The organism is Solwaraspora sp. WMMB335, from assembly GCF_049179075.1.
Lineage (GTDB): Bacteria > Actinomycetota > Actinomycetes > Mycobacteriales > Micromonosporaceae > Micromonospora_E.
Window position 1 is genome coordinate 7,423,543 of the sequence record NZ_JBMHMF010000001.1, and the last position, 22,780, is coordinate 7,446,322.

Below are 22,780 nucleotides of genomic sequence, written 5' to 3' on the forward strand. Positions count from 1 at the left end.
TCCAGCAGCTACATCGCCTGGGTGCCCAAGGCGCTGGCCTGTAGCGTCGCAGCTCTCTCGGGAGCTGCCCTTCATTGAGGCAGGTTCTTGTTGGCCAGCGAGAACGCGGCCGTCGTAGCTCTCTTGGGGTGCCCTCCATCGGGTGCAGACAGGCGGGGGCGGGCACCTCGGGTACCGAGGTGCCCGCCCCACCGTGAGGTGTCAGTGGGGGAGAGTGCCGGTCTGCAGGGCGGTGGTGAAGGTGCCCCACTGGGCGGTGCTGAAGGTCAAGGTGGGGCCGGTGCGGTCCTTGCTGTCGCGTACCTCGGCCTGGCCGGCGTGCCGGCGGGCTTCGACGCACTCACCGCCGTTGCCGGCGCTGCGGCTGGAGGTGAACCAGGGGGTGTCAGGCTTCATGCCAGGTGCTCCTCGATCGGGACCGACTGCTCACGGATCAGCCGGAAAACTCGACGGTACTCCGCCAACTCCACGGGGCGCTCCAGGTAACGAGCGCCCATATGGGACTCGACGTAGACCACGTCCGGGTCGTCGGGATCGGCGAAGTCCAGGACGGTGAAAGCGCCAGCGAATGCAGCGTGGGCACCGGCGGACCAGGGCAGGACCCGGATCTCCACCCGGACCCGTCGACCCATGCTCGCCAGGTGGGCGCGTTGCTCGGCCATCACCGCCGGTCCACCGACCTCGCGAGCGAGGGCGCCCTCACCGAGGACGGCGACGATCCGGGCCGGCTGCTCGCGATCGTAGTAGGAAATCTGCCGGTCCAGTCGCAGTGACACCAGTCGCTCGATCTGCTGCTCGGACGCCTGAGGGTCGGCGGCCCGGAACACGGCGCGCATGTAGTCGGGGGTCTGCAGCAGACCGTGAACGGTGTTCATCTTGACCGGGAACTTGCCGTTTTCGATGCGCCACAACGTCGTACGCGAACAGACCTTGGCCCGCTCCACCTCTTGCTCGGTGCGGGCCGACTCCTCCCGCAGCCGGCGCAGCCGACGCCCCAGCTGACGGCGCACCACAGTCGGTCCGGTGACCGGCATGCTTTCACCTTCCTCTCGTCCGACACACCCACCACCCATACCGATGTTTCACAATGAAACACCGGGCCGCGTTGACCGCCGAATTCGCACGTCAGCGCCGTACCAGGTCGGCGTCCACGATCGAGTTCGCCGTACGCGGGCGGAAAATGTGGTCCGCCACCAGGGTGGAATCGACGCGGTTTCGCAGGGAAAGTTGATCAACGCTGAGCGGCGGTCGCCGAGCCGGCCGATCATCCGCACCGCTCATTCGATCCTGCCGGTGGGCTGACGTGACGCCCCTTGATCAGGTCACGGCTGGTGCCGGGCGGCGGCGATACACCGACGTTCGGATGATTGCCGATCCGAACACCGCTTCGCCACTATGAGTGCCGACTTCTCACGTTAGGCGGGTCGTTGGTCTATTCGCTCTCGCAGATGCCGACTGGTCAGGTGGTGTGGATCAGACACCTCTGTGTGAGCGACTGGGAACAGCAAATATTGGCATCGGCGGATGCTCCGGCGATCGTCGTGCAGCGTACCGCCGGGTCGCCGAGCCAGCAGGCGACCGTCGCCGCCGTCCTCGACGAGATGGAGGCGACCGCCGGCCAGCTGTTCCCCGCCTGGCTGCCGGGGGCCGAAGGGATCACGACGTCGGCCGGTGCCGCGCCGGTCGCCGTACGCAGGCTCGCGGTCGCGCACGCCGCCGCTACCGCCCAGTCCGGCCCGTTCCTCGCCGACCTGGCGGCCGCCGCCCTGACCGGGTCGACGACACACACCCGGCGGCACCAGCCCGAGGTGCGGGCGCGTGGGCTGGCCCGGGTCCTCGCGGCCAGCTTCAACCGGCCGGCGTGCGCGCTGCTGCTGCGGCCGCCCGATCACCTCGACGAGGCGGCGACGCTGGCGCTGGCCCAGGCGGCGCAGTGGCTGGTCGATCATGGCCGGCTGACCGTGTGGATCGACAGCGACTCGCCGTACGGCGTCGATAGCCGGCCGCGAGCCGTCGTGCCGCCGCCGGCCCGCCCGCGGCGCGAGCCGCGTGTCAGGGCACGGCGGACGCCGAACGTCGCCGGCAAGCCGCATCCGAGCAGCCGTGCCGAGGTAGCGCTCGAAACCGCCCTGGCCCGCCGGACCTGGGCGGCGGGCCGCGCCTGGAACCACACCGTCCGGCCGGGTCCGCTGGTCAATCCCGTCCGGGTCGACCTGCTGTGGAAACGGGAACGCTGCGTCGTCGAGATCGACGGCGACGACCATCGGACGCCGGGGAAGTTTACCGAGGACCGGAATCGCGACGTGATGCTCCAGCTCAACGGGTACGCCGTGCTCCGCTTTACCAATACGCAGGTGCTCGACGACATCGACAACGTGCTCGTACTCCTGCAGCAGTTCCTTGCCAGCCGTCGACGCACCGGGAAAGGACTTTGACATGTCGAACGATAAGTTGACCATGGTCGAGACGTCCGCGCTGCTGATCCTCCTGGCCGAGGCAGGTCCGGTGCCGAATGCGAGACTCACCAATGATCACCGCTGCGAGCTGAAGAAGCCCTCCCGGGAAAAGCTGGAACGGTTGAAACTGATCGAGGTCGGCGGTACGCCCCGCCGGCTCGTGCTGACGTTGAGCGACGCGGGCTGGGTGCGCTGCCGCACCGAGCTTGCCGCCGGATCACCGCCGCCCGGGTCGGGCGCCATCGGCGGTGCGCTCTATGCCGTACTCCTGCGGTTGGATCGTTTCCTGGCCGCGCAGCGGCTCAGCCTCGGCGATTTCGTGGCCGCGTCGGACGCACCGGCTGCGAACGACGCCCCGGTCAGGGAGCCGGTGTCGGCCGGGCGGGCGCCGGACGAGGCGGTCGCCGAGGAGCGCGTGCTCGCGGCGTACCGCAAGCTCGCCCGCCAGGCCGGCGACCTGGTGAACCTTGCCGACCTGCGCGACCTGGTCGACGACCTCGATGCGGCCGATGTGGACGCGGCGCTGCGCCAGCTGCACCGCCGGCCCGGCATCACCCTCGTGCCGGAGGCCAACCAGAAGGCCCTCGACCCACGGACCCGGGCCGCCGCCGTGATGGTCGGCGACCAGCCCAAGCACATGATCACCATGGCGCCGTCATGACCGAAGCGGCGCTGAAGGCACTCACCCACCTGCAGTTCAGCTACACGCCGACGATGAACGACGTCTGGCGGCGGGCGACTTCCCACGTCGACGGGCTGCACACCGACGTGCTCCGGACCATCCTCGACGGCCTGGCGCTGGCGAAAAGGAACCCGGACACCAGCCCCATCGGTGTCGCCGTGCAGGGCCAACGCGGCGCGGGCAAGACCCACCTGCTCAGCCGGGTCCGCGAACTGGCTCAGCTCGACGGCGGCTACTTCTTCCTGATCAACCTGCTCGACGCCAACGCCTTCTGGCACAGCGTCGCCGTGTCCATGGTCGACGGCCTGCACCAACCGGTGGACGACGACGGCACCACCCAGCTGCAGATGTTTCTGCACCGGCTCGTCGAAGGCCTCGAACTGACCGTGGTGACCCGGATGGCGGTGACCGGCCGGGCCCCGATGACCGCGGACCGGCTGAACGAGTTCGTGGCCGCCCTGAGCTGGTCGAACCGCCGGATCGGGATCGGCTGTCGGGACACCGCCCGCGCGCTCGCCCTGCTCGCCGGCATCGACCCGCGAGCACAGGACGTCGCCAACTCGTGGTTGCTCGCCAACGACGAGGCCGAGCCCGGCGAACGCCTCGCCTGGGGCATCCGCCCGGCCCGGCGGCTGCCCCAGGAGATCGTCTCGGACGTATCGCGCCTGCTGGCGCTGACCGGGCCGTCGGTCATCGCGGTCGACCAGGTCGACGGCCTGATCGCGCAGGTGGCCAACCGCAGTCACGTCTCCGGGCCGCCCACCACGGGGACCGAGGAGGACGGCTGGCGGGCAGCTGTCTCGATCGACCAGGTCGCCAGTGGTCTGATGGAGCTGCGGGAGCTGACCTGGCGGACGCTGACGGTGCTGTCGCTGCTGCCCGTCTCCTGGGCGTTGATCAAGAGCAACGCGGTCGACACCGCCCAGGACCGGTTCCGGGAAACCGCCCCGCTCGAATCGATCCCGGACGCAGACCTCGGCCGGGCGCTGGTCGAGCGCCGACTCGCGGCACACTACGCCGAGGTCGGGTTCGTGCCGCCGTACCCGAGCTGGCCGGTGCGTCCCGAAGCGTTCGCCGACGCCGCCGATTTCACCCCACGGCAGCTGCTGATCAACGTCGAACGGCACATCCGCGCGTGCGTCCGCGACGGCCAGGTCACCGAGATGACCACGTTGACCACGCTCACCACGGCCGCCGCCGAGAAGCCGACCGCCGAGAAGCCGACCGCCGAGGAGCCGACTGCCGAGGCGACACCGACACCGACGCCGACCTCGTCGCCCCGGACACCGACAGCGGCGGCTGACGGTTCGTCGTTGGGCACGCTTGATCAGCGGTACGCCGAACTGCGCGCGAAGGCACAGGTGGCCGGCCTGCTCGACCCGGCCAACGAGGACACTCAGGTGCCGCAGCTGCTCGCCGCCGGGCTGCGCGCGTGGACCTGGGAAAGCGCGGACACCGACTTCGACCAGGACACGATCCCGGCCCGCCGGCCGGTGCTGCACGCCCGGCTGCGCCGCACCCTCGACGACACGACCGGCGACGAGGCCCACTGGGCGTTCCGAGCCATCGCCGCCCAGCACTACAACGCCGAGCTGGCCCGGTTGCGCAACGCCTGTGTGGCCGCCGGGTTGGCGCACGGCGTCGCCGATCGGCGACTGTTCATTCTGCGCAACGACGAGTGGCCGCAAACTCCTGCCGTGCGCAAGGCGGCGGACGATTTCGTCGCCGCCGGTGGGCGGACCCTGCCGGTATCGGAGGGCGACCTGCGGAGCCTGGTCGCACTGCAAGCGCTGCTGGCCGAGGAGCCGGACGGACTGCAGGCCTGGCTGGCCGACCGGCGGCCCGCCTCGCGTACCGCGTTGTTGTCGACTGCGCTCGCCGACGCCTCCCGCGAACCGGCCGCACCCGACGGACCCGGCCGCGAGTCGGCCGCCGTCGGCGGCCCCGGACCGCACCTGCGGGTCGGTGCCGACTTCGACCATGGCGGTCCGGTACGGGTGGAGCTGCCCGCGCTGCGCAAGCACGTCGCCATCTTCGCCGGCTCCGGATCCGGCAAGACCGTGCTGATCCGGCGACTGGTCGAGGAGTGTGCGCTGCTCGGCGTGTCGGCGATCGTCCTCGACCCCAACAACGACCTCGCCCGGCTCGGTGACCCGTGGCCGGAGCCGCCCGCGGCGTGGGGCGACGGCGACGCGCGGGCGGCCGCCGACTACCTCGACGCGACCGACGTCGTGGTGTGGACGCCGGGACGGGAGGGCGGTCGGCCGTTGACGTTCCAGCCGCTGCCGGACTTCTCCGGCGTACGCGACGATCCTGACGAGTTCACCCAGGCGGTGGACAGCGCCGTCGACGCGCTGGCCCCGCGTGCCAAGGTGGCCGCCACCACCGCCAAGGCGATGCGCGGGCAGGCCGTGTTGCGCCAGGCGTTGCGACACTACGGCCGGCACGGTGCGACGGCGACCCTCGCCGGCCTGATCGCCCTGCTCCGGGATCTGCCCGACGGGGTGAGCGAGCTGACCGGAGCGGCGGCGATCGCCGCCGACCTGGCCGAGAACCTGGAGGCGGCGCGGATCAACGACCCGCTGTTCGGCGGTACGGGGGAGTCGGCCGACCCGGGCACGCTGCTGACCCCGGCGCCGGGCAAACGCGCCCGCGTCTCCGTGATCAGCTTCGTCGGCCTGCACGGGGAGGAGAAGCGGCAGGGCTTCGTCAACCAGCTGCAGCTGGCCCTCTTCTCCTGGATCAAACGAAACCCGGCCGGTGACCGACCACTGGGCGGGCTGCTGGTGATGGACGAGGCGCAGACCCTCGCGCCGTCCGGGCCGATCACGCCCTGCACGCGCAGCACGTTGATGCTCGCCTCCCAGGCCCGCAAGTACGGCCTCGGCCTGGTCTTCGCCACTCAGGCGCCGAAGGGCCTGCACAGCCAGATCCCTGGCAACGCGGCGACGCAGTTCTTCGGCCTGCTCAACGCGCCGGTGCACATCGACGCGGCCCGCGAAATGGCCCGGTTCAAGGGTGGCGACGTGCCGGACATCTCCCGGCTGAGCAGCGGAGAGTTCTACGTGGCGGTCGAGGGGCAGCCGTTCCGCAAGGCCCGTACGCCGCTCTGCCTCACCCACCACCCGGCCAGCCCACTCACCGCCGAGGACGTCCTCACCCGCGCCCAGCGGAGGATGTCGCCATCGGACGGTACGGTGACTCGCGCCGAGTAGTCCCTTTCGGCGATTCAGCACATCCGTCCTCGGTGAGTGCTGTCCGCGTCGATTCGACTGTGAAAGGAATTCGAGTGCGTTCGTTGGATCTTGATGTGTTGCTGGCCGCCGGGTCGCCCGGTGGGTCGAGCTGTCTCACGTCGACGACCACGTTGGAGCCGGCCGGTGGCCGGCACACCTCGGTCGCGCCGGCCAAGTTCGCCGACCGGGCCAAGAAGGGCGGGGCGTACGCCTACGAGCAGCGGTTCCTCGGTGACGAGAGCCGCTACGCCGCGATCATCGATAGCAAACAATCCCAGCTCAACCGGGCCGAGCAGGCCCTCGCTCAGGCCATCGAGGACGGACACCCGCTGCTGTCAAGGGTGCCGCACGTGCAGGTCACCTACGAGCGGGACGGCGCGGTCGAGCGCTACTACGACCTGACGTTGCCGCACCGGGTCTTCGACGGTCACATCCGCGCCGGCACCATCGACGGGGTGCCGACCACGCAGACGCCCGAGTACCGGGCGGTGCGGGACGCGACCCCGGCGAACGCGCGGGCGCTGCTGCAGACCAGCCCGGTGACGCTGGTCTTCGGCGGCTGGGATTCGAGCCGGCGCAGCCGGCAGGGCCGCTGGCGTAGCGCCCTGGTCGGGGAGATCGTCGGCTTCGTCACGGCGAGCCGAGACCGGACGACCGGCGCGTTGAGCGCACCGGCGACCGCGTTGCGCGGTGGCGCGCGGGTCGACCCGGTCGGTATGCAGATCAACCTGACCAAGAAGTCGATGACCGAGACCGCGACCCGGCAGCAGGCCGAGTTGAGCCCCGGCACCTACAACGACATCGTCAAGGCCGCCAACGGGATCAAGGCCGGCGAGTCCAGGTCGGCGTCCGCGCTCGGCCTCGGCGGCATCCCGCCGACCCTGGACCAGCTGGCCGGCGTCGCCTGCGACACCATCATCCGTACGCACGTGTTGTCCTTCGCGACGCTGCGGCAGATGCGCTTCGGTGCCGGCGTCGACGGTGACGCCGCCTGCCGGGCGCTGCTGGCCGCGTTGGCGCTCAACGCGCTCGCCCGCTCCGACGCCGAACTGTGCCTGCGGGCCAACTGCGACCTGGTCGAGGCCGAGCAGCCGAAGGTCCGGCTCGACCAGCGGGGCGGGTCGTTCGCCGACGTCGAGCCGCTGAGCATCGACGCCGCCGACCTGCTGCTCGGCGAGGCCCTCGCGCACGCCGAGAAGGTCGCCGACGTCACCTGGTCGGGTCTGGCGATGCGGGTCACCGGCAACCCGGACATCGTCTCCGGCGCGGTCGAGACGGGTGACGGCGAGTGAGCTTCGCGATCGTCGCCGAGCCGGTCCTCGGCGTCTACAAGGGGCATGTCGGCAGCGGCGAGCTCGACCCGCTGCCGTCGCCGGCCCGGCTGCACGCCGCGCTGCTCTGCGCGGCGGCCCAGGGGGTGCGGGCGGTCCCCGACGGTGACAGTCTGCAGCCCTGCGACACCGACCGGGAGGCGCTGCGCTGGCTGGAGGCCAACCCGCCGGACGGCATCGCCGTGCCACAGACCCTGCCCAACGGCGGTGGCGCGACGGCGTACCGGCAGGAGGGTCTGATCGTCAAGGAAGGCCGCGGCCCGCTGTCGGACAAGCTGGTCGGCAAGCCGGCGGTGACCGGTGTCGCGGTGACCGGACGGTACGCGTGGACGTGGGAGCAGCCGCCGCCGGAGCCGGTCGCCGCCGCGCTGACCGCGCTCTGCCCCGAGGTGCCCTACCTCGGCACGACCGAGTCGCCGGTGCGGCTCGTCGTCGCCGACGCCGAACCGACGCACCGTCTCGACCCCGATGCTGACCTGTTCACCGGCGACGGGCTCGACCTGGCGGTCGCCACCGCCGGCCGGTCGGACGCCCTGGAAGCGGCGCACCGGGAGACGACAGTCGCGCCGCCGCTGAAATCCGACGCGCACCGCTCCAGCGAAAAGACCGTCGCGCCGCCAACCGTGACCGCCGGTGTCGAACTCGGCCGGTACACCCGCCCGGAGCAGCCGCCACCGCCGACGCCGTGGACGTCGGTGCTGCTGTTCGGCATGGCCGCGCCGGTCCCGCCGCAGCTGCGGGTGCGGTACGCGGTCGCCGTACACCGTGCCCTGGTCTCGCTCGTCGGCGACGGCGCGCCCGCGATCCTCACCGGCGCGTACGGCGACAACGTGCCGCAGCCGGCGAACCGGTGCGCGATCCAGTTCGTCGGCCCGGACGCGCCGCACGTCGGCGGCACCGCGCTGGCGTTGCTGCTGCCCCGCGAAGCCGACGACATCGACCTGGCCCTGATCCGGATGGCCGCGCACCACCTGCGGCTCGTCAAGGTCGGCACCAACCCGTTCGCTGTCAAGCCGCCGGTCGAGGTCGCGGCCGACGAGTTCTGGCCGGAGCCGGCCGCCGGCACCCAGCGGTGGTGGCAGACCGACCCGGTCGCCGTACCGGAGAGCCGGCCGCCGCGCGGACGCGTCCGCGAGTGGTCCCTCGCCGACGCCGCCGCGTTGTCGGTCGCGCTGGTCTGGCGCGACGAATTCGAGAAGGTGCCGGAGCGGGGAGAGGCCCGCTACCAGGCGTTGGCGCAGGCGGCGTCCGCGCGCGGGGTCCGGGTCGAATCAGCGGTACGGGTGATGGACGGCGACGTCGGCCGGTACGTGCACAAGGTCCACAAGGACACCATCATCCAGCCGTACCGGGCGGTGCTGCACCTCGGCAACCTGACCGGCTCCCGGACCATCGCCGCTATCGGGCAGAGCCGGCACCTCGGCGGCGGTCTGCTGGTGCCCCGGGACCTGCCGGACGCCATCGCCCGCCGGCTGGCCCGGTGAGCGTCGACCGCGCCGACTTCGGCGCCTTCTTCGCCGCTGTCCGAGACGGACAGCAGCCGTTCCGCTGGCAGGAGCGGCTGCTCGACCACCTGCTGGCCACCGGCCGCTGGCCGGACCAGCTGGTCGCGCCGACCGGGGCCGGCAAGACCAGCGTCATCGACGTGCACGTGTTCGCGGTGGCGATGATGGCCGCCGGCCACCCGGTGCGGGTGCCGCGCCGGCTCGCCCTCGTCGTCGACCGCCGGGCCCTCGTCGACGACCAGCACGAACACGCCACGTCGATCGCCGACCTGTTGGCGGCATCGAGGGGTGACCGGACCGTGCTGGCCCGGGTCGCCGCCGCGCTCGACTCGCTGCGTAGCGGGCTCACCGGGCTTACCGGGCGTGGCGGTGACCCGGCCGCGAGCCCGCTGACGGTGGCATTGCTGCGCGGCGGCGCGCCGCCGTCGCGGTCCTGGCTGGACGAGCCGGTCGGTGCCGCCGTGCTCTGCGCCACCCCGGACATGTGGGGGTCGCGGCTGCTGCTCGCCGGCTACGGGTCGCGGGCCCAGGCCCGGCCGCGGGAAGCCGGGCTGCTCGCCTACGACACCGTCGCCGTCGTCGACGAGGCACACCTGTCCCGGCAGCTGGTGACCACCGCCCGCCGGGTCGCCGAGCTGGCCGCCGTCGCCGACGAGCCGCTCGGCGTACCGGTGCTGCAGGTCGTCGAGACCACCGCCACGCCGCACGTCGACGCCGGGGTGGCGGTCGGTGTCGAACCCGACGACCTGGCCGTGGACGCGCCACTGCGGCAGCGGCTGACCACACCGAAGCCGGTCACCCTGCTGCCGGTCCCGACCTGGCCGATCCCGCGCAGCGGCCCGGCCCGCAAGGCGGGCGTCGCGGCGCTGGCCGACGAGGCGGAACGGCTGCGTAGGGTGCACGGCGCGACGGTCGGCTGTTTCGTCAACAGTGTCGCGGTGGCCGCCGCCGTCGCGGCCGAGCTGCGCGCCCGTGACCTGACCGTCGAGTTGATCTGTGGGCAGCTGCGGCCGTACGACGTGACCCGGTTGCGACCGCCGGCGTCGACGCTGCTCAGCCTCGGCGGTGATCCGACGGTCGACGTCCTGGTCAGCACGCAGAGCCTCGAAGTCGGGGTAGACCTGGATCTGGCGGCTGCCGTGAGCGAGCTGGCACCCGGTGGGGCGCTCGCCCAGCGGGCGGGCCGGGTCAACCGGCTCGGCCTCCGTTCGGCTACGCAGGTCAGCGTGCTGGTGCCGGCCGACGAGCTGCCCGATGCGGCCCAGTCCGGGCCGTACCAGCGGGACGACCTGGCGGCGGCGCTCACCTGGCTGGCCGGACGGGCCGTCGACCCGGCCGGCCTCGCCCCGTGGGCGCTGCGCGACCCCCGGCCGCCGGTGGGGGGTGTGGGGCTGCGCCTACCTGGAGGCGTTGCTCCGCGCCGCCGACGGGCAGGTCTCTTCGGAGGGATCATGACCGACTTCGTGCTACCACACGCCGACCCGTACACGATGCTGTCGCACATGGCGCTGCACGGGCTCGCCGCCATCGTCGAAGACGCCGGCCTCGACGACGTCCGGCTCTCCTGGACACCCGGCATGAACTCTCGCCCGGTGCTCAGCGCCCCACAGGCCACGCCGGAGACGATCGGCGAGATCGTCCGGCGGCACGCCGCCCGCCACGACGACCCGGACGCCTGGCCCAGCCGGCACCTGCGCGACGACGAGCAACGAGCGTTGATGAGCCCCCGGATCAGCGTCATCACCACCGGCGACGGCTGGCAATCACTGCAGCAGCGGCGGCACGCTGTGCTCGACCAGCTCACGCGGGCACGGGCGCTGCTCGACCTGCGGCTGATCGCCGCACTCGGCGAACCGGCCTTCTGGAGCCGCAACGGCAAGGGCGACCGACTCCAGGACGACGGCGCGAGTCGGCTGGAGATGCAGCCCCGTAACCAGGGCTCCGAATTCGTCGGCAACCGACTGCGGCCCCTCGCGGCGGCCGTCGCCGCCCGTACCGCCGAAGAGGTCGCCGACGGGCTGACCGGCCGCCGGGTCCGCGACGAGATCGCCAAAGACAAACCCGACAGCCGTACGCCGACCGGCTTCGCCGCCCCCGGCCCGACCGACAACGCGGTGGCCTGGTGTGCGCTCTGGGGCATCTCGCAGTTCCCGATCGCCCAGCGGGTCAACGCCACCGCCACCACCACCGGCCACCTCGGGCGGGCAACGGGTGGCTGGTTCTGCGTACCCGTGTGGACCGGGCGGTGGCGCACGGCCCGGCACCGGACGATCCTCGCCAGCGGACAGCTGACCCGGTTCGCAGCCGCCGGTCTGCCACCCAAGGCGCTCGGTAAGCCGCCGGACAGCACACCGGTCGACGGCGAACCCGCCCGAGCGTGGCTGGCCGCCCGAGGCGTAACCTCCGTCATCCGGTTCCCCGTGCACCGCTACGGCAGCGCCAGCGCCCCCGAACGCCGGGCCATGCGCGGCGAGCTGCTCAAAACCGAAAAGCCAGTCGTCGTGAGACGATGACGATGACGACGCCGGAACTGCTCCCGATCAGCCTGGTCGCGCACCAGGCCTTCTGTCCACGCCGGGCCTGGCTGGAAGCAGCCGGCGAGTCGACCGACACCCACCAGGTGCAGATCGGCGTCCAAGCCCACACCCCGGCCGACGACCCGACCGGATCCCGGTCCCGGCGCTACCGGGCCGTCGACGTGGTCAGCCACGACCTCGGCGTGTACGGGCGCTGCGACACCGTCGAACTCGACGACGACGCCGCGATGACCGTCGTCGAACACAAGGCCACCCCGGTGCGCCGCCGCCCGGATGTCACCGAACCCATGCGGATCCAGGTCGCGCTGCTGGCCGGGGCGTTGGCCGACATGGGCTACCCGGTGGCTGGGCAGGCGGTCTACTTCACCAACCATCGGGTACGGGTCGACATCACCCTGTCGCCGGCCGACGTCGCGGCCGCCCGGGAGATGGTGGCGGCGACCGTGCGTACGCTCGACGCCGAGCAGGCCCCGCCACCGCTGGAGGACGATCGGCGGTGCTCCCGCTGCTCACACATCAGCGTCTGCCTGCCCGACGAACGCCCGCTCGCTCCGGTGACCCGCCGGATCGTCGTCGCCGACCCGGACACCCAGGTGCTGCACCTCACCACACCCGGCTCACGCGCCTACGTCGAGCGTGGCCGGATCGAGGTCAGCAAGAGCGGCGAGAAGCTCGGGTCGTTTCCGATCGAACGCGTGCAGGGCCTGGTCGTGCACGGCAACGTCGACCTGTCCAGCGGCCTCATCCGGGAAGTGCTGTGGCGCAGCCTGTCCGTGGTCTGGTGCACCAGCAGCGGCCGGGTCACCGGATGGGCGAGGGCGGCCCAGGGGCCCAACGGCGGCCCGCGACTGTTGCAACACGTCGCCTCCCACAACGGGCGCATCGACCTGGCCCGTCAGTTCGTCACCGCGAAGATCGCCAACCAGGCGACGTTGCTGCGCTGGCTCGGCGACACCCCGGACACGGTGACCCGCCTGCGTGAGCTGCAACGGCAAGCACTCGACGCGCCGTCGTTGGCCGACCTGTTCGGCATCGAAGGCGAGGCCGCCGCCAGCTACTTCGCCCGGTTCCTGACCATGTTCCGGCCGAAGGTCGTCGAGGCCGAGCAGCTCTCCTTCTCCGTACGGACCCGACGCCCGGCCCGCGATCCGATCAACGCCGCGTTGAACCTCTGCTACGGGCTGCTGACCGCCGACGCGCTACGGGCCGTCGTCGCCTGCGGGCTCGACCCGCACGCCGGCTTCCTGCACAGCAGCGGGCGCAACAAGCCGGCGCTCGCCCTCGATCTGGTCGAGGAGTTCCGGGCGGTGGTCGCCGACTCGGTCGTCATCACCGCGTTCAACAATGGCGAGATCCGCGCCCGCGACTTCACCACCGTGCTCGGCACCACCCGGATCAGCGACCGTGGCCGCAAAGCCCTCATCGCCGGCTACGAACGCAGAGTTACCGCCACCTTCCGGCATCCGATCTTCGGCTACGAGGTGACCTGGCGGCGTGCGATGGAGATCCAGGCGCGCCTGGTGCTCGGCGTCATCGACGGGACACAGCCGCGCTACGAGGGGATCAAAATCCGATGAACCTGGACGATGTACGGCGCTACATCGTCGCCTACGACGTCTCGGACGACGTACGGCGTACGCGGGTGGCGAAGAAGCTCGAATCGTACGGCGATCGCGTCCAGTACAGCGTGTTCGTCGTCGACGCCCGTCCGGCGAAGATCCTGCGACTGCGCGCACAGCTCACCGACATGATCAACCAGGGTACGGATTCGGTCTTGTTCTGTGATCTGGGTACGCTGCGGGAGCGTGCCAGCCGTTCGCTTGATGTGATCGGCCAGGGTCGGCCGATCACGGGGCATGGTCCGGCGATCTTGTAGTCCCGCCGTCCGCCCTACCACTGTCCGCCGCGAGGGGTCCGTCGTGACGGCCGTGAGCGTGGACCTCTCGCGGAGCTGTTTTCCCTGTTCAGAAGTTGTTCGATAGTAGACGATCGCGGTTTTCGGGTGGTCGGGGAACCCTCTGTTGGGGGACCTCTCGCGGGCCGGTGGTTCCGCCGCAGGTCAGGAGGGGTAAGATTTGGACCCTGTCGCAGCTCTCTCGGGAGCTGCCCTTCATTGAGGCTCGATGTGCGTCAGCCGGCCGTACTGGCCAATCAGTCGCAGCTCTCTCGGGAGCTGCCCTTCATTGAGGCTGCACTGCCTTGTGTAGTCCGCCCAGTTGGCGCATCAAGTCGCAGCTCTCTCGGGAGCTGCCCTTCATTGAGGCAAGCCTCGCATTGCTTGCCTCACTTCTGTTGGGGACTCAGTCGCAGCTCTCTCGGGAGCTGCCCTTCATTGAGGCCGGGACCGGGTGGCAGGCTGCCCGCGTGGCCTTAAGTCGCAGCTCTCTCGGGAGCTGCCCTTCATTGAGGCTTACATTGCGTGCTCCGAGTAGGACTCGAACCTAGTCGCAGCTCTCTCGGGAGCTGCCCTTCATTGAGGCCCCCTGGATGACTTCCAACGCTTCGGAGACGCTGTGGTCGCAGCTCTCTCGGGAGCTGCCCTTCATTGAGGCAGCTCGCCGTAGCGGTCGTCGGGGCCGGTGACGTCGGTCGCAGCTCTCTCGGGAGCTGCCCTTCATTGAGGCGCGGCTCGCCGGAAGCTCCGTAAGGCGGCGCAGGGAAGTCGCAGCTCTCTCGGGAGCTGCCCTTCATTGAGGCTCCAGCAGGTTGCCCAGCGCACCCTGGCGCTTCAGGTCGCAGCTCTCTCGGGAGCTGCCCTTCATTGAGGCATGACCGGTTGCAGGCGGCTGAGCTTGCCAGCCGTGGTCGCAGCTCTCTCGGGAGCTGCCCTTCATTGAGGCCCGAGCGCCTGATCGGCGCGCTGCTCGTACGCCTGCGTCGCAGCTCTCTCGGGAGCTGCCCTTCATTGAGGCCCGAGCGCCTGATCGGCGCGCTGCTCGTACGCCTGCGTCGCAGCTCTCTCGGGAGCTGCCCTTCATTGAGGCCGGTTGACGACGATCACCGGCAAGAAGCTCTCGCGTCGCAGCTCTCTCGGGAGCTGCCCTTCATTGAGGCACGCCCCGCAACCGGGCCGGCCGGTGGCGTGGCCTGAGTCGCAGCTCTCTCGGGAGCTGCCCTTCATTGAGGCGCCTGCCCCAAGTCGATGGGCACCATGCCACCCGACGGTGGTCGCAGCTCTCTCGGGAGCTGCCCTTCATTGAGGCGCCTGGTGGTCCGCCGGGAGATCCGGTGGGGAAGCGGTGTCGCAGCTCTCTCGGGAGCTGCCCTTCATTGAGGCGGGGTGGTGTCCATAGCAGATATTCCGCTCCGTTTTCGGTCGCAGCTCTCTCGGGAGCTGCCCTTCATTGAGGCGCCTACCCGCGCATCCCCGTGGATGGCTGCTCTCGTCGCAGCTCTCTCGGGAGCTGCCCTTCATTGAGGCATCCGCACGTATGACCCGTCCGGATCAATCGCCCATGTCGCAGCTCTCTCGGGAGCTGCCCTTCATTGAGGCGACATCCCGGCCACCGGGTTCCTAAACGACGTCTACAGTCGCAGCTCTCTCGGGAGCTGCCCTTCATTGAGGCCGTTATGTCCACTGCGGAAAAGATCGGCCTGGCTGTCGCAGCTCTCTCGGGAGCTGCCCTTCATTGAGGCTATGTGTCGCCCCGTTGGAAACCACTATGAAAAGGGTCGCAGCTCTCTCGGGAGCTGCCCTTCATTGAGGCGACGACCTCAAGGCCTTGCATGCGGCGGTGTTCGAGTCGCAGCTCTCTCGGGAGCTGCCCTTCATTGAGGCCTGGTCAACGACCTGGTCGTCCCGCATCTGCGTAAGAGTCGCAGCTCTCTCGGGAGCTGCCCTTCATTGAGGCTTAATCTAAATCCTACTCGATCATGAAATCTTTTAGTCGCAGCTCTCTCGGGAGCTGCCCTTCATTGAGGCTCGGAGACGTCACAATCGTCATCGATCAGAGCGGAAGTCGCAGCTCTCTCGGGAGCTGCCCTTCATTGAGGCTGCGGCCGGTCGGCGATGCCACGCAACATCGCCACGTCGCAGCTCTCTCGGGAGCTGCCCTTCATTGAGGCCAGACGTCACACTTTCGGCTGAGTCAGATTTGGCCGGTCGCAGCTCTCTCGGGAGCTGCCCTTCATTGAGGCCTGGCGGCGACCATGTCGTCGGGCTGGTGGGCGGATACTCAGGTCGCAGCTCTCTCGGGAGCTGCCCTTCATTGAGGCGAGATGGGGGTGTTCACTGTGGGGTGGGGAATGCATTCGGGTCGCAGCTCTCTCGGGAGCTGCCCTTCATTGAGGCATCACCCGCTCAGTCCGGCGGATCCGGTGTTCGTGGTCGCAGCTCTCTCGGGAGCTGCCCTTCATTGAGGCATCTTCTGGCCATGTGGATGAAGCACAAAGTACAGTCGCAGCTCTCTCGGGAGCTGCCCTTCATTGAGGCTAAATCGAATGTCAATGCTCGCCTGCATGGTTCCTCAGTCGCAGCTCTCTCGGGAGCTGCCCTTCATTGAGGCGTGATGATCTGCGTTTCGATGAGGGAAACGGACATGTCGCAGCTCTCTCGGGAGCTGCCCTTCATTGAGGCACGTGTGAAGCCCACGGCGGTGTTTTCCAGCGGCCCATCGTCGCAGCTCTCTCGGGAGCTGCCCTTCATTGAGGCTAACTTTCCGACTATGTCGGATGTGATGAACTACGTGTCGCAGCTCTCTCGGGAGCTGCCCTTCATTGAGGCTCGAATAACAACAATAGAAGCAACTTTCCACAGATGTCGCAGCTCTCTCGGGAGCTGCCCTTCATTGAGGCGTATGAGTGAGTGATGAAACCGTTAGAATTCTTTGTCGCAGCTCTCTCGGGAGCTGCCCTTCATTGAGGCCAAGTTTGCACGAGACAATAGGCCTACCAAGGAAGTCGCAGCTCTCTCGGGAGCTGCCCTTCATTGAGGCATTCTCTAGCGTCAGCTTTGGCTTTTATTAAAGACGGGTCGCAGCTCTCTCGGGAGCTGCCCTTCATTGAGGCTACTAAGAAGAGTCCTTGTGAAGAATCGAACTTCAAGTCGCAGCTCTCTCGGGAGCTGCCCTTCATTGAGGCATCCAGCGGTAGACGGCACCCGGCTTGAATTCAGTCGCAGCTCTCTCGGGAGCTGCCCTTCATTGAGGCCGGCCGTGTCGCACGTGACCGACGCTCTCACCACCGGTCGCAGCTCTCTCGGGAGCTGCCCTTCATTGAGGCCAGCCGAACATCACCCCCACGATCGTACCGACGAGTCGCAGCTCTCTCGGGAGCTGCCCTTCATTGAGGCGTTTTCCTGCCCCCTGGGCTTGCATCCACCTCATCAGGTCGCAGCTCTCTCGGGAGCTGCCCTTCATTGAGGCGCTTCGCAGATTCAAATGGAATCGCGAGGCACAGCACGGGTCGCAGCTCTCTCGGGAGCTGCCCTTCATTGAGGCTGGACACCACCACCCGCGATGTGCGGGTGGTGGCTGATCGTCGCAGCTCTCTCGGGAGCTGCCCTTCATTGAGGCGCAGACACGGCGGGGACTGGATCTATTGTGTGTCCGCGTCGCAGCTCTCTCGGGAGCTGCCCTTCATTGAGGCGGTGAATTCTGTGTGATCCGTCCATAGTATTCTGACGTCGCAGCTCTCTCGGGAGCTGCCCTTCATTGAGGCACTGACGCGAGCAACGCGCCTGAGCCGGAAGCGCGTCGCAGCTCTCTCGGGAGCTGCCCTTCATTGAGGCCCACACATGGTTACAACCGCATCGACGAAGAGAGTCGCAGCTCTCTCGGGAGCTGCCCTTCATTGAGGCCCATACCATCGTGCAAGCGCATCATGCATCCAAGTCGCAGCTCTCTCGGGAGCTGCCCTTCATTGAGGCCGTGTTGACCTGAGCGCACACCGGAGAGATGAGCTACTGGTCGCAGCTCTCTCGGGAGCTGCCCTTCATTGAGGCATCGACCACCACGTCTTGACGATGGTGACGACGGTGGTCGCAGCTCTCTCGGGAGCTGCCCTTCATTGAGGCCCAGCGGCGAGCGGGTGACCGTTATCGCGTCCGTGGGGTCGCAGCTCTCTCGGGAGCTGCCCTTCATTGAGGCAACCCCGCGGGTGTCCTGGCCGGACTCCGGGGACAGTCGCAGCTCTCTCGGGAGCTGCCCTTCATTGAGGCCTGGAGGTCCGCCGCGCCGGCGACCGGTGGGAGGTCCGCGTCGCAGCTCTCTCGGGAGCTGCCCTTCATTGAGGCGGAGGTCGCGTCCCTGACCTGCCCGTCCATCAAGGTCGCAGCTCTCTCGGGAGCTGCCCTTCATTGAGGCCTGGAGGTCCGCCGCGCCGGCGACCGGTGGGAGGTCCGCGTCGCAGCTCTCTCGGGAGCTGCCCTTCATTGAGGCTGGGCCGGTCGAATCGTCCAGCTCCGCCAGACGCTGGTCGCAGCTCTCTCGGGAGCTGCCCTTCATTGAGGCGGAGGTCGCGTCCCTGACCTGCCCGTCCATCAAGGTCGCAGCTCTCTCGGGAGCTGCCCTTCATTGAGGCTACGCCGGCCTGCCCGCCGCGAACGATGCCCTTGGTCGCAGCTCTCTCGGGAGCTGCCCTTCATTGAGGCTAGCCGGCCCGCCCCAACGCGACGTTGAACACTCCGGTCGCAGCTCTCTCGGGAGCTGCCCTTCATTGAGGCTTCGATCCGTCGAACCCGACGGCGATCGCGTCCCCCGGTCGCAGCTCTCTCGGGAGCTGCCCTTCATTGAGGCCCGTTGCCCTGATGCTCGGCGGGGGTCTCGACCTGCAGTCGCAGCTCTCTCGGGAGCTGCCCTTCATTGAGGCCCGTGACACCCGTGACAGCCCTCCGGCTGCCTGCGGTCGCAGCTCTCTCGGGAGCTGCCCTTCATTGAGGCGTGGTCCACCAACAGCACGGGCTCTGCGCATCTCCAGTCGCAGCTCTCTCGGGAGCTGCCCTTCATTGAGGCATCAGTGCACCTAGCTGAGCCGTGGTGCCGACATGTCGCAGCTCTCTCGGGAGCTGCCCTTCATTGAGGCATTCAGGAAGCTACAGAGATCACTGTCGATGATCTTGAGGTCGCAGCTCTCTCGGGAGCTGCCCTTCATTGAGGCCAACGCGCAAGTATGGGATGGTACGCTGGATACCGTCGCAGCTCTCTCGGGAGCTGCCCTTCATTGAGGCGGTGCTGATGATGACTTCGACGTCATTGCGCCAGAGTCGCAGCTCTCTCGGGAGCTGCCCTTCATTGAGGCTGGATCTACGCAGCGTCAGGTTAACGGCAGGTTACGCGTCGCAGCTCTCTCGGGAGCTGCCCTTCATTGAGGCCTGCACATGTGCAGGTATCGATAGCTTGCACCATACAACGTCGCAGCTCTCTCGGGAGCTGCCCTTCATTGAGGCGTCAGCAGTCCTGACGGTTGACGCTGCAACAGTTGCCGGTCGCAGCTCTCTCGGGAGCTGCCCTTCATTGAGGCGCATATGGCTTCAGACCAACCAAAGGTAATCAGATGTCGCAGCTCTCTCGGGAGCTGCCCTTCATTGAGGCAGGACACGGACGGCGCGCGGCTGGTGGTCGCGGACCAGGTCGCAGCTCTCTCGGGAGCTGCCCTTCATTGAGGCAAGCGCCGGCTGGCCCTGTTGGAGCAGGCGAACCGCCGTCGCAGCTCTCTCGGGAGCTGCCCTTCATTGAGGCACGGCAGGCGTCACCGAACAACGGTGGATGCGGGGTCGCAGCTCTCTCGGGAGCTGCCCTTCATTGAGGCCCACCATCAGCAGGTGGGAACGCACCGGGGCGACCAACCCGTCGCAGCTCTCTCGGGAGCTGCCCTTCATTGAGGCACGGGGGGATCGCTTGCAGCGCGCCTCCGCGAGCATGTCGCAGCTCTCTCGGGAGCTGCCCTTCATTGAGGCGTGACGCCGAGCGCGTTGAGCCTCGACAGCACGACAGGTCGCAGCTCTCTCGGGAGCTGCCCTTCATTGAGGCAGGTCCCGCTGGCATGCCGGGACGCTAATGCATGCAAAGTCGCAGCTCTCTCGGGAGCTGCCCTTCATTGAGGCGACGCACCAAGGTGGAGGTAGCTGCGGACCTACCGCGTCGCAGCTCTCTCGGGAGCTGCCCTTCATTGAGGCGTGCCGGCGTCGACGAGCTCGCCGTCGACGCGGGTCGCAGCTCTCTCGGGAGCTGCCCTTCATTGAGGCGACGCACCAAGGTGGAGGTAGCTGCGGACCTACCGCGTCGCAGCTCTCTCGGGAGCTGCCCTTCATTGAGGCGTGCCGGCGTCGACGAGCTCGCCGTCGACGCGGGTCGCAGCTCTCTCGGGAGCTGCCCTTCATTGAGGCGTGCCGACGGTGGCGGCGCTGGCGCTCGGCGTTCGTCAGGTCGCAGCTCTCTCGGGAGCTGCCCTTCATTGAGGCGAACTGATTTGGTTCGCCGACAACGAGGGCTCCAGTCGCAGCTCTCTCGGGAGCTGCCCTTCATTGAGGCCGGCCGGGGGCTGTTCGGCCGGTACGACCGGCTGCGTGGTCGCAGCTCTCTCGGGAGCTGCCCTTCATTGAGGCGCGACGCTAGCAAGGTGCTCCCGAGCCTCATCAAGGTCGCAGCTCTCTCGGGAGCTGCCCTTCATTGAGGCCTGACGTAGGGGTGGCGTGGGCTTGTGTGTGCTTTTGGGTCGCAGCTCTCTCGGGAGCTGCCCTTCATTGAGGCACCAGGCCCGGCCCGGCCTCGTGGATCACCCCGGTCGCAGCTCTCTCGGGAGCTGCCCTTCATTGAGGCAGCGCGCGAAGCTGTTTGTACCCGGAGGCATTCGTCGCAGCTCTCTCGGGAGCTGCCCTTCATTGAGGCTTCGCCAACCCCGCGCTTGGCGATTTCCTCAAGTCGCAGCTCTCTCGGGAGCTGCCCTTCATTGAGGCCGGTACTGCGGGGACTCTTGCGGGCTGCCGCCGTACCAGTCGCAGCTCTCTCGGGAGCTGCCCTTCATTGAGGCAAGGACCCGGCGTACCTGCTCAACGAGCGGGCCGGGACGTCGCAGCTCTCTCGGGAGCTGCCCTTCATTGAGGCGCGGTCATCAAGCGGGGCGGCACCGAGGACCTGAGTCGCAGCTCTCTCGGGAGCTGCCCTTCATTGAGGCCTGATTGGCGTCGTCCCATTCGGCATTCGTGAGTCGCAGCTCTCTCGGGAGCTGCCCTTCATTGAGGCTCGTTCTCCGGTCCGACCGATCCGTTGGTGGTTGCGTCGCAGCTCTCTCGGGAGCTGCCCTTCATTGAGGCCTCACCCATTTCAGACAGGCTTTTCTGCGGAAGTCGCAGCTCTCTCGGGAGCTGCCCTTCATTGAGGCGTGGTGGAGTTGACGACCACGCCGAACGGGTACCGGTCGCAGCTCTCTCGGGAGCTGCCCTTCATTGAGGCCCAGCCGCGCCACGGGCAGCCGCAACAGCGGCAGCGATGTCGCAGCTCTCTCGGGAGCTGCCCTTCATTGAGGCGCGTACCGCCCGTCTTCGCGCCACGATCGCAACCTGTGTCGCAGCTCTCTCGGGAGCTGCCCTTCTTTGAGGCGACGCGCTGCCGCTGGGCACGCTGGCGTTCACCGATCCCGTCGCAGCTCCCTCGGGGTAAGTAGTCCCAAGCCTTGTGGGTGGCTGCGGGTTACGCGGGTCGTGGGCATGCTGGCCGTCGGCGTAGCCGGGTGCGGCGGCGCTCGATGTCGGGTAGCTGTCCCTTGTTGTGCAGGCCGGGGCGTCCCTGGCGGCTACGAGGCGATCGAGGCTCACATCTACCCCGTGAGCTGCTCCTGTCGTCAGCGGACGGCAGACTCGGGCGAGCGGACAGGATCGCTGCGTGGACCGCGACTACCCGCAGTGGTCAGCTGCCAGCAGTTGAGAGTCCCTGACCTGAGGCACCCAGCCAGACGTCATGTCCGTCCATCTCCCGGCGTTCGGCGACTAGGCACTACAGGGCGGGTGTCGCCCACCCTGGGTACGGGCGGGCGACATCGTCTGTCAGTGGGGGAGGGCGCCGGTCTGCAGGGCGGTGGTGAAGGTGCCCCACTGGGCGGAGCTGAAGGTCAGGGTGGGGCCGGTGCGGTCCTTGCTGTCGCGTACCTCGGCCTGGCCTGCGTGCCGGCGTGCTTCGACGCACTGACCGCCGTTGCCGCCACTGCGGCTGGAGGTGAACCAGGGGGTGTCAGGCTTCATGCCAGGTGCTCCTCGATCGGGATCGACTGCTCGCGGATCTCTCGAAAGATCCGACGGTACTCGGCCAGCTCCTCCGGACGTTCCAGGTAGCGTGAACCGAGTTGGGTTTCAACGTAGGCGATGTCGGGGTCGTCGGGATCGGCGAAGTCGAGCAGGGTGAACGGGCTGACCATCGCGGCGTGAGCACCGGCGGACCAGGGCAGGACGCGGATCTCCACCCGGACCCGTCGACCCACGCTGGCCAGGTGGGCGCGCTGCTCGGCCATCACCGCCGGACCGCCGACCTCACGAGCCAGCGCGCCGGCTCCGAAGACGGCAACGATCCGGGCCGGCTCGGCCCGGTCGTAGTAAGAGATCTGCCGGTCCAGCCGCAGTGACACCAGGCGCTCGATCTGCTGCTCGGACGCCTGCCGGTCGGCGGCACGGAACACCGCGCGCATGTAGTCAGGCGTCTGGAGTAGACCGTGGATCAGTTCTGGATCGTATAGCTGGATCTCGGTGGCGGCGGCTTCGAGGCCTAGGTACAAGCGGAACCAGTCTGGTACGGCGTCGCCGTGCGACTCCCACCAGCCGTGCTCGTCACAGGCCCCGGCGAGCCGGGTCAACACATCCGTCGTCTCCGGGTCGGCACCGTAGAACCAGCACAGACCCCGCACCGTGTTCATCTTGACCGGAAACTTGCCGTTCTCAATCCGCCACAACGTCGTACGCGAACAGACCTTCGCCCGCTCCACCTCCTGCTCGGTGCGGGCAGCCTCCTCCCGCAGCCGGCGCAGCCGCCGCCCCAGCTGACGGCGCACCACAGTCGGTCCGGTGACCGGCATCGCTTCACCTCTCTCTCGCGCAACAAAATCACCAC

General features: G+C 68.6%; 12 protein-coding genes and 1 CRISPR repeat array. Of the genes, 8 read left to right on the plus strand and 4 right to left on the minus strand.

Translation table 11 applies throughout. The annotated features are described in order from the left end of the window. Positions 1-201: 201 nt before the first annotated feature. Entirely contained in the window at positions 202-396 is a 195-nt protein-coding gene (locus tag ACN27F_RS32010; RefSeq protein WP_421439192.1) for a DUF397 domain-containing protein, read from the minus strand. Next, positions 393-1,034 carry a DUF5753 domain-containing protein gene (locus ACN27F_RS32015; RefSeq protein WP_421439193.1) on the minus strand — a complete coding sequence of 214 codons (642 nt, stop codon included), beginning with the start codon at positions 1,032-1,034 and terminating at the stop codon, positions 393-395. Before ACN27F_RS32015 ends, ACN27F_RS32010 begins: the two co-directional genes overlap by 4 nt. 453 nt (positions 1,035-1,487) lie before the next feature. Here ACN27F_RS32015 and ACN27F_RS32020 point away from each other — a divergent pair, with 453 nt between their 5' ends. The 8 genes from ACN27F_RS32020 (at position 1,488) to cas2 (ending at position 13,623) form a co-directional block, all read left to right on the plus strand. Continuing rightward, positions 1,488-2,435 (plus strand): endonuclease domain-containing protein, encoded by a 948-nt coding sequence (locus tag ACN27F_RS32020; protein WP_421439194.1) that lies wholly within the window; start codon positions 1,488-1,490, stop codon positions 2,433-2,435. A gap of 1 nt (position 2,436) precedes the next feature. After that, complete coding sequence (locus ACN27F_RS32025) at positions 2,437-3,117, plus strand: hypothetical protein (protein ID WP_421439195.1); 681 nt, start codon at positions 2,437-2,439, stop codon at positions 3,115-3,117. Then, on the plus strand, positions 3,114-6,353 hold the full coding sequence (locus ACN27F_RS32030) for an ATP-binding protein (RefSeq protein ID WP_421439196.1): 3,240 nt from the start codon (positions 3,114-3,116) through the stop codon (positions 6,351-6,353). The genes ACN27F_RS32025 and ACN27F_RS32030 overlap by 4 nt, the downstream gene beginning before the upstream one ends. Before the next feature lie 74 nt (positions 6,354-6,427). Beyond that, entirely contained in the window at positions 6,428-7,666 is a 1,239-nt protein-coding gene (cas7g, locus tag ACN27F_RS32035; RefSeq protein ID WP_421439197.1) for a type I-G CRISPR-associated RAMP protein Csb1/Cas7g, read from the plus strand. Next, a complete protein-coding gene (gene csb2, locus ACN27F_RS32040) occupies positions 7,663-9,189 on the plus strand; it encodes a type I-G CRISPR-associated protein Csb2 (protein ID WP_421439198.1) in 1,527 nt (508 codons plus the stop codon). The genes cas7g and csb2 overlap by 4 nt, the downstream gene beginning before the upstream one ends. Beyond that, entirely contained in the window at positions 9,186-11,723 is a 2,538-nt protein-coding gene (cas3g, locus tag ACN27F_RS32045; RefSeq protein ID WP_421439199.1) for a type I-G CRISPR-associated helicase/endonuclease Cas3g, read from the plus strand. The genes csb2 and cas3g overlap by 4 nt, the downstream gene beginning before the upstream one ends. After that, positions 11,720-13,324: a CRISPR-associated endonuclease Cas1 gene (gene cas1 / locus ACN27F_RS32050; RefSeq protein WP_421439200.1), complete on the plus strand. Its 1,605-nt coding sequence runs from the start codon at positions 11,720-11,722 to the stop codon at positions 13,322-13,324. Before cas3g ends, cas1 begins: the two co-directional genes overlap by 4 nt. Further along, a complete protein-coding gene (gene cas2 / locus ACN27F_RS32055) occupies positions 13,321-13,623 on the plus strand; it encodes a CRISPR-associated endonuclease Cas2 (RefSeq protein WP_421439201.1) in 303 nt (100 codons plus the stop codon). Before cas1 ends, cas2 begins: the two co-directional genes overlap by 4 nt. 208 nt (positions 13,624-13,831) lie before the next feature. Next, positions 13,832-21,283: a CRISPR direct-repeat array (repeat unit 36 nt; unit sequence GTCGCAGCTCTCTCGGGAGCTGCCCTTCATTGAGGC). Between the two features lie 443 nt (positions 21,284-21,726). Here the strand turns inward: cas2 and ACN27F_RS32060 are convergent. Then, the gene (locus tag ACN27F_RS32060; protein ID WP_421439202.1) at positions 21,727-21,921 is read right to left on the minus strand and encodes a DUF397 domain-containing protein; all 195 of its coding nucleotides are present in this window, start codon (positions 21,919-21,921) and stop codon (positions 21,727-21,729) included. Then, positions 21,918-22,745, minus strand: coding sequence for a DUF5753 domain-containing protein (locus ACN27F_RS32065; RefSeq protein WP_421439203.1), 828 nt, complete (start codon positions 22,743-22,745; stop codon positions 21,918-21,920). The genes ACN27F_RS32060 and ACN27F_RS32065 overlap by 4 nt, the downstream gene beginning before the upstream one ends. Between the last annotated feature and the right edge of the window lie 35 nt (positions 22,746-22,780).

What these genes read in the sequence shown, in the direction of transcription:
- ACN27F_RS32010 (WP_421439192.1), bottom strand. Translation starts at nt 396, where the DNA reads ATGAAGCCTGACACCCCCTGGTTCACCTCCAGCCGCAGCGCCGGCAAC.
- ACN27F_RS32015 (WP_421439193.1), bottom strand. Translation starts at nt 1,034, where the DNA reads ATGCCGGTCACCGGACCGACTGTGGTGCGCCGTCAGCTGGGGCGTCGG.
- ACN27F_RS32025 (WP_421439195.1), top strand. Translation starts at nt 2,437, where the DNA reads ATGTCGAACGATAAGTTGACCATGGTCGAGACGTCCGCGCTGCTGATC.
- ACN27F_RS32030 (WP_421439196.1), top strand. Translation starts at nt 3,114, where the DNA reads ATGACCGAAGCGGCGCTGAAGGCACTCACCCACCTGCAGTTCAGCTAC.
- cas1 (WP_421439200.1), top strand. Translation starts at nt 11,720, where the DNA reads ATGACGATGACGACGCCGGAACTGCTCCCGATCAGCCTGGTCGCGCAC.
- cas2 (WP_421439201.1), top strand. Translation starts at nt 13,321, where the DNA reads ATGAACCTGGACGATGTACGGCGCTACATCGTCGCCTACGACGTCTCG.
- ACN27F_RS32060 (WP_421439202.1), bottom strand. Translation starts at nt 21,921, where the DNA reads ATGAAGCCTGACACCCCCTGGTTCACCTCCAGCCGCAGTGGCGGCAAC.
- ACN27F_RS32065 (WP_421439203.1), bottom strand. Translation starts at nt 22,745, where the DNA reads ATGCCGGTCACCGGACCGACTGTGGTGCGCCGTCAGCTGGGGCGGCGG.